This window comes from Mucilaginibacter sp. SG538B (assembly GCF_013376065.1).
GTDB lineage: Bacteria > Bacteroidota > Bacteroidia > Sphingobacteriales > Sphingobacteriaceae > Mucilaginibacter > Mucilaginibacter rubeus.
This window is the reverse complement of the sequence record NZ_JABMJI010000001.1, coordinates 1527364-1543417: the sequence shown is the minus strand read 5'-3', so window position 1 is coordinate 1543417 and position 16054 is coordinate 1527364. Positions and strand designations below refer to the sequence as shown.

General features: G+C 43.4%; 11 protein-coding genes. 5 read left to right on the top strand and 6 right to left on the bottom strand.

The window, feature by feature from the left end; genetic code table 11:
* Positions 1-3 precede the first annotated feature (3 nt).
* The 3 genes from FHW88_RS06220 to FHW88_RS06210 form a co-directional block, all read right to left on the bottom strand.
* Positions 4-3444 carry a SusC/RagA family TonB-linked outer membrane protein gene (locus tag FHW88_RS06220; protein ID WP_176623946.1) on the bottom strand — a complete coding sequence of 1147 codons (3441 nt, stop codon included), beginning with the start codon at positions 3442-3444 and terminating at the stop codon, positions 4-6.
* 11 nt (positions 3445-3455) lie between these two features.
* Entirely contained in the window at positions 3456-4490 is a 1035-nt protein-coding gene (locus FHW88_RS06215; RefSeq protein WP_176623944.1) for a FecR family protein, read from the bottom strand.
* Between the two features lie 79 nt (positions 4491-4569).
* Complete coding sequence (locus FHW88_RS06210; RefSeq protein WP_176623942.1) at positions 4570-5190, bottom strand: RNA polymerase sigma factor; 621 nt, start codon at positions 5188-5190, stop codon at positions 4570-4572.
* A 258-nt stretch (positions 5191-5448) separates the two neighbouring features.
* Here FHW88_RS06210 and FHW88_RS06205 point away from each other — a divergent pair, with 258 nt between their 5' ends.
* Entirely contained in the window at positions 5449-6483 is a 1035-nt protein-coding gene (locus tag FHW88_RS06205; RefSeq protein ID WP_176623940.1) for a LacI family DNA-binding transcriptional regulator, read from the top strand.
* Positions 6484-6510: 27 nt separating this feature from the next.
* Positions 6511-7695, top strand: a complete 1185-nt coding sequence (locus FHW88_RS06200) for a tetratricopeptide repeat protein (protein ID WP_090524694.1) — start codon at positions 6511-6513, stop codon at positions 7693-7695.
* Between the two features lie 17 nt (positions 7696-7712).
* Here the strand turns inward: FHW88_RS06200 and FHW88_RS06195 are convergent, their stop codons facing one another.
* Positions 7713-8477: a DeoR/GlpR family DNA-binding transcription regulator gene (locus FHW88_RS06195; protein ID WP_176623938.1), complete on the bottom strand. Its 765-nt coding sequence runs from the start codon at positions 8475-8477 to the stop codon at positions 7713-7715.
* A 152-nt stretch (positions 8478-8629) separates the two neighbouring features.
* Between FHW88_RS06195 and FHW88_RS06190 the strand changes: the two genes are divergently transcribed.
* The 3 genes from FHW88_RS06190 to FHW88_RS06180 are packed head-to-tail and all read left to right on the top strand — an operon-like array spanning position 8630 to position 12535.
* Complete coding sequence (locus FHW88_RS06190; RefSeq protein WP_176623936.1) at positions 8630-10210, top strand: glycerol-3-phosphate dehydrogenase/oxidase; 1581 nt, start codon at positions 8630-8632, stop codon at positions 10208-10210.
* A gap of 54 nt (positions 10211-10264) precedes the next feature.
* Entirely contained in the window at positions 10265-11779 is a 1515-nt protein-coding gene (gene glpK / locus FHW88_RS06185) for a glycerol kinase GlpK (protein ID WP_176623934.1), read from the top strand.
* A gap of 24 nt (positions 11780-11803) precedes the next feature.
* Positions 11804-12535 (top strand): MIP/aquaporin family protein, encoded by a 732-nt coding sequence (locus FHW88_RS06180; RefSeq protein WP_176623931.1) that lies wholly within the window; start codon positions 11804-11806, stop codon positions 12533-12535.
* Between the two features lie 78 nt (positions 12536-12613).
* On the opposite strand, the gene FHW88_RS06175 is transcribed toward FHW88_RS06180, so the two are convergent.
* Both FHW88_RS06175 and FHW88_RS06170 read right to left on the bottom strand, forming a co-directional pair.
* Entirely contained in the window at positions 12614-14449 is a 1836-nt protein-coding gene (locus FHW88_RS06175; RefSeq protein WP_176623929.1) for an alkaline phosphatase, read from the bottom strand.
* 58 nt (positions 14450-14507) lie between these two features.
* Positions 14508-16022 (bottom strand): RagB/SusD family nutrient uptake outer membrane protein, encoded by a 1515-nt coding sequence (locus tag FHW88_RS06170; RefSeq protein ID WP_176623927.1) that lies wholly within the window; start codon positions 16020-16022, stop codon positions 14508-14510.
* Positions 16023-16054 lie beyond the last annotated feature (32 nt).

The window sequence follows — 16054 nt, the reverse complement described above, 5'->3', positions numbered from 1 at the left end:
TTGTTAAAACTTAACAGCCAGGTTTACACCAAGTGAACGTGTACGCGGTAAGCCAATAGACTCGAAGCCCTGAGTTTTACTATTGGTAAAGCTTTGCTCCGGATCGAAATTATCTGTCTGCTTATAAATAGTCCAAAGGTTCCGGGCCACGAAAGAAATACTGGCCGACTGGATTTTAACTTTGTTTAAAAGGCTTGTTGGAAGTGCATATGACAGGATAACCTGACGAAGTTTAACAAAGCTGCCATCGTGCAAAAACAGTTCGGAATACGTTTTGTAATTATCATAGTATGACCTCAGACCACTTACAGGTACCGTGCGGGTGTAAGGAGCACCAGTTTGATCAACACCGTTCAATACTAAGCCGTTTTCCCTTCCCGGCAATGTTGATTTCATTAAGCCCAAACGGGTAGCGTAAACTTCCATAACCGAAAACACTTTGTTACCGAATTTGCCGTCAACCAGGAAGTTTAACGAGAACCGTTTATACCTGAATTCGTTGGTTAAACCCATGGTAATCGGGGCAACGCTTTTACCCAATTGCTGTAGTGGGGTTTGTACCGGTAAGCCTGTGGTAGCGTTAAACACTACATTACCATTAGCATCCTTTTGCATACGGGTACCAACCAGCATACCAAAGGGTTTTCCTTCAATGTTATCTAAAATACCCCAGTTACCTACCGAAGTGGCCAGCTGAATGGTATTAAGGCCGGGGGCCAGCTTAACAACTTTATTATCATTATAGGCTACATTATAACTCGTGCTCCAGGTAAAACTGCTCGTTTTTACAGGCGTACCATTCAATAATACCTCAATACCCTTGTTGCTTACCTGACCAACGTTCAGGATCACGTTATTATAACCCGATGTTGAAGAAATTGCTGTATTTACAATGTCGTTGGTTGTTTTACGATCATACAGCGTAACATCCAAGCCTAAACGGTTCTTAAGCATCTGCAATTCAAAACCACCTTCAAATGTTGTTGAAGTATATGGTTTAAGAGTGCTGTTGGTAATATTATTACTGGTTACATTTTGCAGCGGCTGCCCGGCACTTGGCACATTACTGTAAGTAAGGTTGATAGCATATGCATCAGGATCGCCTCCGCCTACCTGGGCCCATGAGCCACGTAGTTTTACAAGATTAAAAAAATCAGGGAGTTTAACTGCATCCGAGAGGATGAAGCTTCCGCCCACGCTTGGGTAAAATATACTGTTGCTTTTAGGACTAAGCACTGAAAACCAATCTTTCCTGCCGGTGAATGACAGGAACACCAGACTCTTGTAATCAAAATCGGCGGAGCCAAAAATCGAGTTGGTCACAATCTTGGCATTGTATGGTAGGGTTGATGAAACTGCAAGGTTGGTGAAGCTGTAAAAATATGGAATCGTAAATTGCGAACCATTAAGCGTTAGCTGATTGGTTGTGTATTTACGGCTGTTTACGCCGCCCAAAACATTTACATTTAAATCACTAATGATCTTTGTTTTATAACTAACGGTAGCTAACTCGTTGGTTTCAGACACATCCGATTTAATGCCTGCATATTGGCCATTAGGTATGTACAATGTACCGGTTGGTAGTATATTGGTATAGTTGTAATTGAAAAAGTCGCGGCTGATGGTGGCTTTGAAAGTAAGGTTTTTTATGGGCGAGTAAATAACTGATCCCTGGCCAATAAAACGGTTCTTCACATCATCCTCTTTGTACTTATTGATCACAAAATATCCGTTTGACGCGATGGATGCATCGTTCCAGATCTGCTCATTACCCATAGCATCATAACCCGGCTTCAACCAGCGAACATCAACGGTATTAGCAACCTCAAGCGGGGTCCAGTTTGGGTTGCCCAAAGCATCGCCTGCGCCTGTACGGTTATGACCGGTTTCAACGTTGTATTGTGCTAAAGCCTCAATCGATAGCTTATCGCTCAGTTTGCCGTTCAGGGCGAGATTAAAAGTTTTACGATCATAGGTAGTACCCGGCAAAATACCTTTACTGTTCAAATCGGCAGCCGAAAACCTGTAGGTAAAAGCTTCGTTGCCGCCCAAAAAAGCCAGACTGTTGGTATAAGTACTACCTGTTTGATAATAGTTTTTAAGATTATTTTTCTGTGCAACATAAGGGTGGGTTTTCCCATCAACAGCTACATAATCAGTAGAGCCGTCAATTTTCGAACCCCATGAGCGCCTTCCGCTTGCCTGCGCAGCCGCCAGGGTGGTTGGTTTTACGCCGCCATCGCCCTGCCCGTACTCGTACTGGTAATCTGGGAATACAGCTACATTATCATAGGTGGCTGTCGAGTTAAACTCAACCCCTACCCCTTTCTGGATCCGGCCTTTTTTGGTGGTGATTAAAATAACGCCATTTGCTGCACGCGAGCCATAAAGTGCCGCAGCCGTACCGCCTTTAAGTACACTAATCGATTCAATATCGTCGGGGTTTATAGCTGCTATACCATCACCGCGGTCAACATTATTGGTAATACCATTAACCGTAGCAGGGCCACCGGGTACGCTGTTATCAATCGGCATACCGTTCACCACATATAATGGCTGGTTATCACCGGCAAGACCGCCGTTACCCCTGATCACCACGCGGCTTGAACCGCCCGGACCGGTTGATAAGCCCGCCGCGTTAACACCGGCTACTTTACCGGTAAGCGCGTTGGCTACGTTATTTTCACGGGCCTGAGTAAATTCGGTACCCTTAACCTCAGTCACCGAATAGCCCAATGATTTTTTTTGCTTGCTGATACCAAGGGCAGTAACCACAACCTCATTAAGGGCTTTGTTATTTTGCATCAGTTTAATTTGCAAAGGTGATGCAGGGTCAGTTACGGAAACTTCTTCCTGGTTGTATCCTACATAGGCTACCACCAGCGTCAATGGCTTACCCGTGTACTTATCTGGCACTATCAATCTGAAGCTGCCTGTAATATCGGTAATTGCCCCCACCTTATTATCCATTTTTAAATAAACCGATGCGCCAACAACCGGCTGCCCATCGCCTGCATCCACTACCTTACCTGTTAATGTAACTGCTGCAACAACTGCATTAATATCCTTTACTGTAAAAATGGAGATCTGATTATCATTGATCTTCCGGTACGTTAACTGAAAGGCCGATAATAATTGTTTCAGATTATCGTCAAGCGTTAACTGGCTGATGTTGCTTGTTAAATTTGCAGGCACAAACTTGTTATCAAGCAAGCCTTCCTGGTAAGCTATCTGAATATTGAATTGTTTTTTCAGGTTTTCAAGTGCATCTTTCAGGAGCACTTTGCTTTCAACAGCCTGCGGTGTTGAATAACCGAAGGTTTTTGCGTGGATCCTGTTGTTACTGGTTAATGCCATTTGGGCATAGCCGTATGCCGACCGGCCAAGCAATACCATCAGGAAACAGCAACATCTTAAAAAAATGAATGAGTCGAGTTTTCTCATAAGTTATTAGTTTAGGGGTTTAATTTTGTTATAGTGATATTTTTGTCTGTTCGGGTAATTTTCACCGGAAGTGTAGTGGATATAGTTTCAATCAGTTCCTCAACATTAGGCACGTTGATCTCACCTTCTATTTTGAAATTGGCTAAGTCAGGGCTTGAAAAATCAACCTGATAGCCGTAATCATCGATCATGATCTCGCTGATCTGCGCCAGGCTGGCATCATTAAATAAAAGCTGGTGTTTTGTCCATTTGGTGATTTTTTCAGGAGCGGGAAGAGTAATGCGGGTAAGTGCTTTTTTATAAGTATGCTGCACGTAATCGCCCGGTTTCATAATAAGCGATTGTTTCCCCGTTACGGCATCAACGTAATCAAGCCTGATCTTTCCCTGAACTAAACCTACGTTGGTTTTATTATGCCTGCTTCTGACATTAAAAGTTGTGCCCAACACCTCAATATCCATATCAGGGCAATGCACAATAAATCTTTCAGAAGGCTTAATATGGGCTGGGTCTTTATTGATATGCGTTACATTGAACAATCCTTCTCCATTTATCCAAACCTCTCTTGAATTTTTATCCCAGTTATCGGAGTAAGTTAATTTCGAGTTACCATTGAGCACCACGGTTGAGCCATCGGGCAAGGTGACAGTGCTCAACTCTCCATAAGTAGTATCAATTTCATTTTGCCTGCCTTTTATCAGCCATAAAGCGATACCTATGGAGGATACAAGCAACAACATCGCAGCAACACGGAGGAACCCGTTTAATGTGAAGATCTTTGGCTTAACCCGATCTTTTTGCAACGTTGATTCAATCCTCTGCCAAACTTTCGATTGATTTTCTTCGTTGGTAAAAACATCCTGTTTACGGTATGCTTTAATAATTTTTGAAGCTTCGGCAATTATTTCTTTCTGTTGCGAATATTCTGCTGTGACCTGCTGCCAAAAAACAGTGTCGTTATGTGTGGGATTGATCACAAAACGGAGAAAATCATCGTCCTCTAAAAAATCCGGCAGGGTATAATTACTGTATTTGGCTATCTGCATTGTTTATAAGGTGTTATTTACTCCTTATAGACAGCACCCTACCCCAATTATCCCTACAAACTGAAAAAAAATTTATTTTTTAATGATTATTTATGCAGAAGCACGAATACAGGGCTAAAACAATAGCCAATTTTGAAGTTTTTAGCACATCCTGGAGGTTATCGAATGCTTTATAGATCAGTTTATAGGCCGAACTAATGTTTATTTCCATGATATCGGCAATTTCATCATAACCTAAACCCTCATAAAAACGCAGGTATATAATTTCCTGCTGCCGTGCCGGCAAAGCTTTAACATGAAACTTAATCTTCTTCTGCAATTCCTGTTCTTCCTCATCGGCCATGAGCTGCTGATCGAATGAAATTTCAAAGGGAAAGTTATGCTCCGCTTCATCCTCAATATCAACAAAGCGCGATTTCGACTGCAGCTTACGGAAAATAATGCTGCGCAACGATTTGAAAAGATAGTTTTTTACCGATACAGGATTGCCAAGCCCCGCCCTGTTTGTCCAAAGCCTAATAAAAAGATCATGTATGGCATCCTCAATTACATTAACATCCCTGGTAAATTTGTGCCCGTAGTTGTTGAGTACCTTAAAATATTGGTTATATAATTGCGTGTAAGCATCCCAATTGCCTTCTTTAAAAGCAAGCCAGACAGCAGTATTATGATCGTCATGAACAATTTGTTCGTGAGACATAGCTTAACCAGGGGATAAAACGTTTTACAATTGAAATCAGGTACAATGTAATAATTATAACAATAATTTTACACCTAATTAAAAATCAATAATACAATTAAATTGATATAAAATTGCTTTTGCCGGAATTGAAGAAGTTATCGCCAAAAAGCCACACCCTTTTGACAATGGAAAACACTCAGATATTTCAATTTTTAAAATAACTTAGCCCGTATCAAATATTTCCTGATATTTAAAAACCGATCGCCACGCTAAATTATGTTTGAATCAGTTACTATTAAGGATATTGCCAAGGCTTTGGGTGTGTCAACATCAACGGTATCAAGGGCGCTGAACGGAAGCTACGAAATAGGCACCGAAACCAAAAAGCTTGTCCTTGAGTACGCTGAAAAAATCAACTACCGGCCTAACCCTATTGCTTTAAGTCTTAAAGAACAAAAAAGCCACTCCATAGGCGTAGTGGTTTGCGAAGTGGCTAACGATTATTTTTCGCAGGCTATTAACGGCATTGAATCTATAGCTTATAACCGCGGGTATCACGTTATCATCACCCAAACGCACGAATCATTTGACAGGGAAAGTGCCAATGTAAAACATTTATTATCGCGGCATGTGGATGGTTTGTTGGTATCGCTATCAGCGCAAACAACCGATACATCTCAATATAAATACCTGCTGGATAAAGGTTTCCCTATCGTATTTTTTGACAGGGCAGCGCCTGACCTGAATACTCACAAAGTGATAGCCAATAATTTTCAGGGCTCATTTAACGGCACCGAAGCTTTGATCAATTCGGGTTTTACCAAAATAGCACACCTCACCAATTCAAATAACCTGCTTATCAGCCACGAGCGCTTTGAAGGCTACAAGGCGGCACTTGATAAACATGGCGTCGAGTTCAGGCCCGAATACCTTAAACATTGCAACCATGGCGGCATGATCCACGACGAAGTGGAGCTTGTGCTGAAAGAATTGCTGGCATTGGATGACAAGCCGGAGGCTATTTTTAGCGGCAGCGACAGGCTTACCATCAGCAGTATATCGATATTAAAAAAATGGGGCTTAAAAGTTCCGGGAGATATCGCGATAGCCGGCTTTACCAACTCAGATGTTGTTGACCTGTTTGATCCGCCGTTAACTGTGGTTCGCCAGCCTGCCTTCCAGATTGGACAAATGGCTACAGAAATGCTTATTAAAACAATAGAAAGCAAATGGCCTATTGAAGAGTTTACGACTGAGAAAGTGGATACGCAATTGATTGTGAGGTCATCTTCAGCGAAAGGTATAGTTTAAAATTAGCTTCGGTTAACACACCCAATAATGCCATATTCAAAGCCCAAAGATGATTTTACCATAATAACAGCAAGATCCAGACTTTTAGCCTTGGAGATGAAACACGGCTTTATTGATTGTGTCCATTTGTTTTTGGCGATGTTGAAAGAGACATGTTTAGCGGGTAAATACTTACAGGCCATTGATGCAGAGGTTTTAGATAAACAGATAAGAGACTTATATCCGGCTAATGGCACTCAAACAATAAAAGACGACTTCGCGTTAACGGTTTGGGCTGAACGTACAGTAAAGCACGCGTACACTATTGCCAGAATAAATGAACAGCGGTCAATAAACAGTATCCATTTGCTGCTGGCTATCCTCAGTTTTGAAGATAAAACAATAACAGGGCCTATTGAGAGGGCTGGCATTTTAATTGAAGATATAACCGAAGACTATTTCAAAAAGAAAATTAAAAAATTCTCTGCCCCTTTCGATGTCATTCGAGCCAAAACATATAACAAGGTTGAGATTTTCTTACTCGAAATAACGGGAAAAAAGAATAAAAAAATACAGCAGATTTATGAAACTGCGGTCGCTCTCTATTACTATTATCAGTTTGAAGATGTGACTAAAATTTGCGAGACCGGTTTAAGCCTATCCCCGGGTGACTTGAGTTTTAAAAACTTGATAGCCTGTGGCAAATACAAATCAGGTGATTACCAATCGGCAATAAAGTTAATAGACGAACTAATTGAAAACAGACCTGATTCGGATAATATTAATTATGAAGTTACAAAGGCCTATATCTATGATATAATTGGCAACCATGATAAATCTGCAGTTATCCTTGATAAACTGCTCGCCATGAATCCCGACGACAAGGAACTTTTAAACCATAAGGGTTTCAATCTTTCAAAACAAGAACAATACACAGAATCTATTCCTTTCTTTGAAAAAGCCATCGCCATGGATGCAACTGCTTCTTTTACGTTGAATAACCTTGGCTTTTCAAAATTTAAACTTGGGGATGTAAACGGTGCCATGGCACTCATCGATAAATCCTTAGCATTACATAAGGGTAATGCTTACGCTTATAAAAACAAAGGGATCATTTTAATGGAACAAGGCAACAATGAAGATGCCTTACAAAACTTTGACCTTGCATTAAAATTTGGTTATACAGAAAAATATGGAGACGAAGTACTGCAATTAATAAAGCAGATTAATTGACTTCTAACTATATACCATTAAACCACCGTTACCTTCACCCCTTTTTCTTCCAGCATATTGAGCATTGCCGGGCTAATACCGCTATCGGTAATAATTTCGTTGATTTGATCAAGCGCGCAAATTTTTGCCAGGCCCCGCTTACCAAATTTGGTACTATCGGCCAATACAATGGTAGTTTGGGCCGCATTGATCATTTTTTGGTTAAGGCGGGCTTCGGATAAATTAGTAGTAGTCAAGCCTATTTCAGGATCAATGCCATCTACTCCTAAAAACAACACGCCGCATAACATATCGTCCAGCATCAGTTCGGCATAATTACCGGTTACCGATGAGGATGTGTTTCGCATTTGTCCCCCCAATTGAACAATATCAACCTGCGGATGCTGCAAAAGTTCAAGCGCTACCGGCAAAGCTGCGGTGACTACCGTAAGATGCTTATTAGGCTGCATGGCACGGGCAAGGGCGAGCATTGTGGTACCTGAGGCTATAATAACCGAATCATTGGTATCTATCCTTATCGCTGCTTCTGCGGCAATTTTTCTTTTTTCGGGGCCGTTCAGTTTCTCCTTTTCGGCTACCGGCCTGTCATTAGCATAAGGGTTAGTTTGGCTTGCACCACCATGCGTTCTGAAAAGTAGGTTTTTATCTTCCAAAAGTTTCAGGTCCTTTCGGATGGTAACTTCCGAAACACTTAACAGGTTGCTCAGATCCTGCACATTCACAAAACCATCTGTCTCAACCTTTTGCAGGATAAACTTATGCCGGTCGGTGTTTTTACTCATAATCGCTAAATTAAACAGAAAAATTGACTGTAATGTTTTGCAAAGCTTACTGTGCTCCGTGTTAGTCAAATGTAACCAAATAAAATTATTTTTAATTTCATTTAGTTTTATTTTATTTCGATTTTATATATTTGAATAAACATCGAAATAAAATGAACTCATTTACAAGAGAAGCGAACCTTAGCCACCTTAACGATACCGAAAAGATCTGGGACCTGGTCATCATAGGTGGCGGAGCTACCGGACTTGGCGCTGCAGTTGATGCAGCCTCGCGCGGTTTCTCTGTATTATTACTGGAACAAGCCGATTTTGCAAAAGGAACATCAAGCCGTGCCACCAAGCTGGTACACGGCGGAGTGCGATACCTGGCACAGGGCGATATCGGCCTGGTGCGTGAAGCCTTACGCGAACGGGGATTACTATTGAAAAACGCGCCTCATCTTGTAAAAAACGAAAGTTTTATTATTCCTAATTACTCCTGGTGGGACGGTGTTTTTTATACTATCGGCCTCAGCATTTATGATCTACTGGCCGGGAAGTTAAGTTTTGGCCGGGCAAAACACATTTCCAAAAAAGAAACCACTAAACGACTGCCGGGAATACAAGAAAAAGGGCTTCATGGCGGGGTGGTTTATCACGACGGGCAGTTTGATGATTCGCGACTGGCAATTAACCTGGCGCAAACCGCCGTTGAACAGAGTGCAACCTTGCTCAATTACTTTAAAGTAACCGGATTAATCAAAGATACTACTAATAAAATCATAGGCGTAAAAGCCACTGATACAGAGACAGGCGCCGGGTATCAATTAAAGGCAAAAACAGTGATCAATGCCACCGGCGTTTTTGTTGATGATGTACTAAAAATGGATACCCCCGAAAAGAAGCCCATGGTTAGGCCAAGCCAGGGCGTACACCTTGTACTCGACCGTTCATTTTTACCGGCCGACGATGCGCTGATGATCCCAAAAACGGAAGATGGGCGCGTACTTTTTGCAGTTCCCTGGCATGAGAAATTATTGATAGGCACTACAGATACCCCAATCAACTCGCACAGCCTTGAGCCGGTGGCACTGGACGAAGAAGTGGAATTTATACTACGAACCGCGGGCAAATACCTCACCAAAGCCCCTACCCGTGCCGATGTATTAAGTGTATTTGCGGGTTTACGACCGCTTGCCGCCCCACAAGATGGATCATCAAAAACAAAGGAAATTTCCCGAAGCCATAAATTAATCGTTTCCGCATCAGGGTTAATTACCATAACAGGCGGCAAGTGGACCACCTACCGCAAAATGGCCGAGGATATTGTTGACAAGGCTATTGAAACAGGCGGGCTTACAAACACACCTTGTAAAACTGCATCTCTACCCATCCATGGCAGTCGCCCCACCCCCGACCGTACCAACCCTATGTTTGTTTATGGTGCCGACATTGAAAAGATTGTAGCACTGCAAAATGAAAACCCGGATTGGGGAAACCCGGTTCACCCTAAAGATAGGTATACTAAGGCTGAGGTAATCTGGTCGGTAAGGAATGAAATGGCGCGTACTGTTGAGGATATCCTGGCGCGCCGTACCCGTGTACTATTTTTAGATGCCCGTTTGGCTGTCGAAATGGCTCCCGAAGTAGCACACCTCATGGCCGGCGAATTGGGGAAAGATGCTGCATGGGAAACGGCACAGGTCAAAGCATTTAACGACACAGCAAAAAATTATATACTAACACCACATTAAAATAAAATTTAATGTGATATTCAATAAATAAACCAAGGTAAACCAAACCAAATTATGCAGGAATACATTTTAGCGCTCGACCAGGGCACTACCAGTTCGCGGGCAATAGTTTTTGATCATACAGGTAAAATTATTGCTTCGGCACAAAAAGAATTTAAGCAATACTTTCCTAAGCCCGGCTGGGTTGAACACGACCCTAATGAGATTTGGGCAGGCCAGATTGGGGTTGCCGCAGAAGCTATTGCAAAAGCAGGCTTGGGTGGCGGCAATATTAAAGCCATAGGTATAACTAATCAGCGCGAAACCACCATAGTTTGGAACCGCAAAACCGGCGAACCAATTCATAACGCCATTGTTTGGCAGGACAGGCGTACCGCCGCCTTTTGCGATAAACTAAAGCAAAACGGTCATAGCGAAATGATCCGCGATAAAACCGGCCTGGTAATAGATGCTTACTTTTCCGGCTCAAAAATAAAATGGCTCCTGGACAATGTTGAAGGTGCCAGGGCACAGGCCGAAGCCGGTGAACTGGCCTTTGGCACGGTTGACAGCTGGCTCATCTGGCAGCTAACCCGCAGCGAAGTTCACGCTACCGATGTAACCAATGCCGGCCGTACAATGCTGTTCAACATCCGCACACAACAATGGGACGAGGAGTTGTTACGACTGTTCAATATCCCAAAAAGTATCTTGCCCGAAGTAAAACAATCAAGCGAGCTATATGGACAAACAGCCAATAATTTGTTTGCGCAACGGATCCCGATAGCAGGCATAGCGGGCGATCAGCACGCGGCTTTATTCGGGCAAATGTGTATTGATAAAGCTATGGTTAAAAACACCTATGGCACCGGCTGTTTTATGCTGATGAATATCGGGCATGAGTTTATCAAATCAAAAAACAACCTGCTTACCACCATCGCCTGGAAAATAAACGGGGAGATCACCTACGCTTTTGAAGGCAGCATTTTTATAGGCGGTGCGGTAGTACAATGGCTGCGCGATGGCCTGGGCATTATCAAAACATCCGCTGATGTTGAAAAGCTGGCCACATCAGTAAAAGATACCGCGGGTGTTTATTTTGTGCCTGCTTTTGCAGGCCTGGGCGCCCCCTACTGGGACCCGGAAGTTCGCGGCGCTATTGTTGGCCTAACCCGCGGCGCTACTGCCGCCCATATTTCAAGAGCCGCACTGGCATCAATAGCCTACCAAACCATGGATGTGCTTAAAGCTATGGAGGCTGATGCAGGCATGGAGATAAAAGAACTGCGTGTGGATGGCGGGGCGACTGCCAATAACCTGCTGATGCAGTTTCAGTCAGACGTATTAAACTGCAAAGTGATCCGGCCCGAAGTTACCGAAACTACAGCACTTGGTGTAGCCTATATGGCCGGGCTGGCTGTAGGCTATTGGAAAGATATAGCCGAAATTCAGCACTTGTGGGCCGCCGAAGCGGAATTTACTCCGGCTGACGATCTTGATGAAGTAAAATCGGGCATTGCGGGTTGGAAACGTGCGGTAAGCACTGCTCAATGCTGGTCAAATTCCGGGCATCCTGTAACAGTTATTTAATATCCATCTTTAAAATATTTTAACATGTCTCCATTTGTAGCCGAACTGATAGGCACCATGCTCTTGATATTATTAGGTGATGGTGTAGTGGCCAACGTAGTTTTAAAAGATACTAAGGGAAATAACAGCGGATGGATAGTAATTACCACTGCCTGGGGATTAGCTGTTTTTGTAGGGGTAGTTGTTGCAGGGCCTTATAGCGGTGCGCACCTTAATCCTGCCGTAACCATAGCACTCGCTATTGCGGGTAAGTTTGCCTGGGCAAACGTTGTGCCCTACATTATTGCCCAATTTGCGGGCGCTTGTATCGGTGCATTTTTAGTTTGGGTAATGTATTATGATCATTTTAAACGCACAAATGATCAGGCCTCGATACTGGCCGTATTTTGTACGGGGCCTGCTGTACGTAATTACGTTTCAAACATTGCCAGCGAAGTGATTGGCGCATTTGTATTGTTGTTTACCATCTTTTACATAGCAGGTGCTGAAATTACTCCTGCTAAAACGCCAATTGGCCTGGGTTCAATAGGTGCCATCCCTGTAGCATTACTGGTTTGGGTGATAGGCCTGTCATTAGGTGGCACTACAGGCTATGCTATCAACCCAGCCCGTGACCTTGGCCCACGCTTTATGCATATGCTGCTACCGATAAAAGGCAAAGGAACCAGCGATTGGGCTTATGCATGGATCCCGATTATCGGCCCATTGGTTGGGGCTTCCATTGCTGCTTTATTGTATCTTTCAATTAAGCTATAAATCTCATCAAAACAGCATTAGCCTAACGAAGTTTTAAGGGCTTCGTTAGGCTTTAAAAGCTCAGTTAAGCTACTGCAGCTACTGCAACAACGACTTAATCTTGTTAAAGATCTCGGTATTACTATAAACCCCTCTGAAATCCAGGGAATGCGGGCCGTAGCTAAATACCGGAACAGGGGTACCGGTATGATCGTTGGTGCTAAAATCGCCCCATACATAACCGTTGTTGATACTGCCATCAAGCAGGGTTAAGCCGCCTGTTTCATGATCGGCGGTTACAATTACCAGGGTTTCGCCATCTTCATCAGCAAACTTCAGGGCGTCGCCAACTACACGATCGAAGTCGCTATTTTCGGTTATTACTTGTTTCAGGTTATTTGCATGGCCGCCATGGTCTATCTGCGAGCCCTCAATCATCATAAAGAAACCTTTGGGAGCATTTTTGAACGTTTGGGTTACTTTATTAAATGCCAGCGGCAGATAACTCCCCCTGCCTTCCATTTTCGGGCGGGTTACGCTATCATCCATCAAACCCAGGATTTTAGGCGCCGAACTATTCAAAAACTCATCAAAATTGCGGATAACCGTGTAACCCCTCTTCTTCATTTTATCAACAGGGCTTTCACCATTTACCGGCCAGATAAAATCTTTATAGCCCGAACCCAGAAAAATATCAATAGGCGATGAAGTAATTTGATTGGCAATGGCCGTAGAGTGGCTCCGTTCCGAATCATGCGCATAGAATGCCGCCGGGGTAGCATCTGTCAATTCACAAGCCACAATATCAGCAGTCTTTTTACCTGCTTCCGCACTGTAATCCGCTAATGATTTTAATGGTTTGCCTGACGGATCAACACCTACTGCCCTGTCGTTAGTTTTTTGGCCCGATGCAAAAGCAGTAGCTCCAGCTGCAGAGTCAGTGATATAAGCATCGGCAGAATTAGTTACTGAAAAGCCAATGTTCAGCATCTGGAAAATATTCAATTGTCCGCGGTTAGCAGTGTAGGTGGAATAGATCTGCGATAAACCCATGCCATCGCCGATACACAAAATGATATTTTTTACTTTCTTAACCGCGCCATCTGATTTATAAGTTGGCTTATAAATAGCATACGGCTGCGGCGCGGTATATTCGCTTGCGGGCTTCTTGTTCAGAAAATCGCCAAGCTCTTCTATTTTATCGGTGCCAATTACATCAACACCTAAACGGATCAGCGCCAGCCAGCTGCTTTTAGTGTCGGGAGTTTCCCAAAAACGGACCTTTTTACCGGAGTTATGTACGCTATCTATCCCCGCTTTTATCCTCGCGATCTCTTCGTTATTCAATACACCTTTACCGTTCCAGTGCAAGTATTTGCCAAACGGAAAACTTACCATGCCAATCTTTTTCCATTGCGCTGGTGTAAAACCGTTCATATGGTCAACATCAAACGAGATCCAGGCCGGATAATTGGTCATCTCTGCCGCAGGGGGTACTGCTCCTGTCATAACTATAGATAGCCGTCCCGGGTGACCTTCATAATTAAAATACTGTTCTAACGGTTTCAGTTCTTTGATCACCAAGGGCAATACCGCCTTATGATCTTCCTTAATTTCGATAAGCAGCCTTAAATGGCGCTGTGGGTCGCGTTTAAATTTTTCAATCAGCGGATCGATGTACAAGATCTTTAACGACCGCTTAGCGTCAATCTCCTTTTTATCGTGAGCCACCATCAACTGCCCGTTAACGGCATAACAGTCGGCCTCGATAGAACCGAAACCTTTTTCATAAGCCCTGTAAAAAGGAATGTTGTTTTTGTAATCATTGTGGGAGTGTGCGTCGGCTACGGTGTAGTTTTTAACCTGCGCATTGGCCGTTAAACCAACGTTTGCCAGCAGCGTCGCCAGCGTAATTAGGGTAGTACTTTTTTTCATTTGGTGTAGATATAGCAAAACCGGGCTGAGCCCGGTTTTGTAAGTTTCAATATGTCAATTACCAGCCGGCATTCTGTTTCAGCTGGCCCTGGCTTATCTGGATATCTTTTGGCGGAATTGGCCAAACGTTATCCCTTGCCGGGTCAAAGTTACGAGCTTTCCATACAATTGAGCCATCCGAACCGTGTAACGGTTTTGCGTAAATTGCCTGTGCATCGCCCCAGCGTACCAGGTCAAAGTTACGATCACTCCACTCACCTGCCAATTCAACACGACGTTCGTGTTTGAGGTTTGCCATTGTGGCATTAGTAATCGGGGGCAATCCTGCACGTACACGCACCTGGTTAAGCGCGGCATCACCGTTTTTGCCCTGCATGATCTGCGCTTCGGCTTTAATCAGCAGGATCTCGGCATAACGCAACAATGGTACGTTTAAATCTGTAGAAGGCTCATCGCCGTTAGGACTTACGTGAATGCCGCCTGCATAGCTAAATGGCTCCATATATTTATTAAACTGGTAGCCGGTTAAGCTGTTGCTTTTACCACCAATTGGGTAAGTATAAGTTTGACCGAAATACTGGAAGCTATCGCCTTTTTGCAGGATAGTAGCCGGAAGCCTTTTATCGCCGGCCTCAAACTCGTCAACAAGCTCTTTAGTTGGCTGATAGTAACCAAAACCATTATATAAACCCCAGCCTTTGTTCTCTAACATAGCGCCCGGTAAAATGCTTTGACCATTCAGGTTACTTGCTACCGACCAGATATACTCAGAGCTGTAGTTATTAGCGATCTTAAATACATCCGCATAGTTACTTAGCAAAGCATGTTTTCCGCTGAGGATAACCGAGTCGGCATATTTTTCGGCGTTAGCGTAATCCTTAGCATGCAGGTAAGTTTTAGCCAAATAAGCATAAGCAGCAGTTTTATGAGCGCGGCCTTTATCGGCAGCAGCAAGCTTATCAAAGTAAGGCAGTAAAGAAGCCGCCTTTTTCAAATCAGCCTCAATATAAGCGTAGTTATCTTTAACTGAGGGCAATTGCACCGGGAACGCTAATGGATTAGCGCGATTTTGCAAAGGAGCGCCTTGTTTGTCTGATCCGTATAGATCGGCAATTTCCAGGTGCATTACAGCATGAATAAAGTAAGCCTGGCCCAAAATAAAGTTTTTGGTAGCTGCATCCATGTTGATGTTCGGCACGTTGTTGATCACGTCATTAGCACGTTTCATCACAACAAAGTGCAACTGCCATGGCGCGTAAATACTACTCTCGTTACCGGTACAGATAAAGTTTTTGATATTTTCCCTGTCGGCAGATGTACGGCCAACAACCATGTCATCGCTGGCATTAATGAACCAAAAGAAACCGCGGCCATAAAGGTCTTCGCTGTTACTTTGTTTTTCATACAAACCATTGGCCGCTGCCTGGGCATCATCAGCAGTTTTCCAGAAGTTGGCGGTAGTTGGCGAACCTGCTGGTTTAATATTATCTAAAGTACCTTTTTTACAGCTTTGGGCCAGTGCAATAATCATTACACCCATTAAGCCTTTGCTAATTATATTTTTAAATTTCATCTCTGTATCTCCTTAATTATGGTTCCTGATTT

What these genes read in the sequence shown, in the direction of transcription:
- FHW88_RS06220 (WP_176623946.1), bottom strand. Translation starts at nt 3,444, where the DNA reads ATGAGAAAACTCGACTCATTCATTTTTTTAAGATGTTGCTGTTTCCTG.
- FHW88_RS06190 (WP_176623936.1), top strand. Translation starts at nt 8,630, where the DNA reads ATGAACTCATTTACAAGAGAAGCGAACCTTAGCCACCTTAACGATACC.
- FHW88_RS06195 (WP_176623938.1), bottom strand. Translation starts at nt 8,477, where the DNA reads ATGAGTAAAAACACCGACCGGCATAAGTTTATCCTGCAAAAGGTTGAG.
- FHW88_RS06170 (WP_176623927.1), bottom strand. Translation starts at nt 16,022, where the DNA reads ATGAAATTTAAAAATATAATTAGCAAAGGCTTAATGGGTGTAATGATT.
- FHW88_RS06210 (WP_176623942.1), bottom strand. Translation starts at nt 5,190, where the DNA reads ATGTCTCACGAACAAATTGTTCATGACGATCATAATACTGCTGTCTGG.
- FHW88_RS06175 (WP_176623929.1), bottom strand. Translation starts at nt 14,449, where the DNA reads ATGAAAAAAAGTACTACCCTAATTACGCTGGCGACGCTGCTGGCAAAC.
- FHW88_RS06200 (WP_090524694.1), top strand. Translation starts at nt 6,511, where the DNA reads ATGCCATATTCAAAGCCCAAAGATGATTTTACCATAATAACAGCAAGA.
- glpK (WP_176623934.1), top strand. Translation starts at nt 10,265, where the DNA reads ATGCAGGAATACATTTTAGCGCTCGACCAGGGCACTACCAGTTCGCGG.
- FHW88_RS06180 (WP_176623931.1), top strand. Translation starts at nt 11,804, where the DNA reads ATGTCTCCATTTGTAGCCGAACTGATAGGCACCATGCTCTTGATATTA.
- FHW88_RS06215 (WP_176623944.1), bottom strand. Translation starts at nt 4,490, where the DNA reads ATGCAGATAGCCAAATACAGTAATTATACCCTGCCGGATTTTTTAGAG.
- FHW88_RS06205 (WP_176623940.1), top strand. Translation starts at nt 5,449, where the DNA reads ATGTTTGAATCAGTTACTATTAAGGATATTGCCAAGGCTTTGGGTGTG.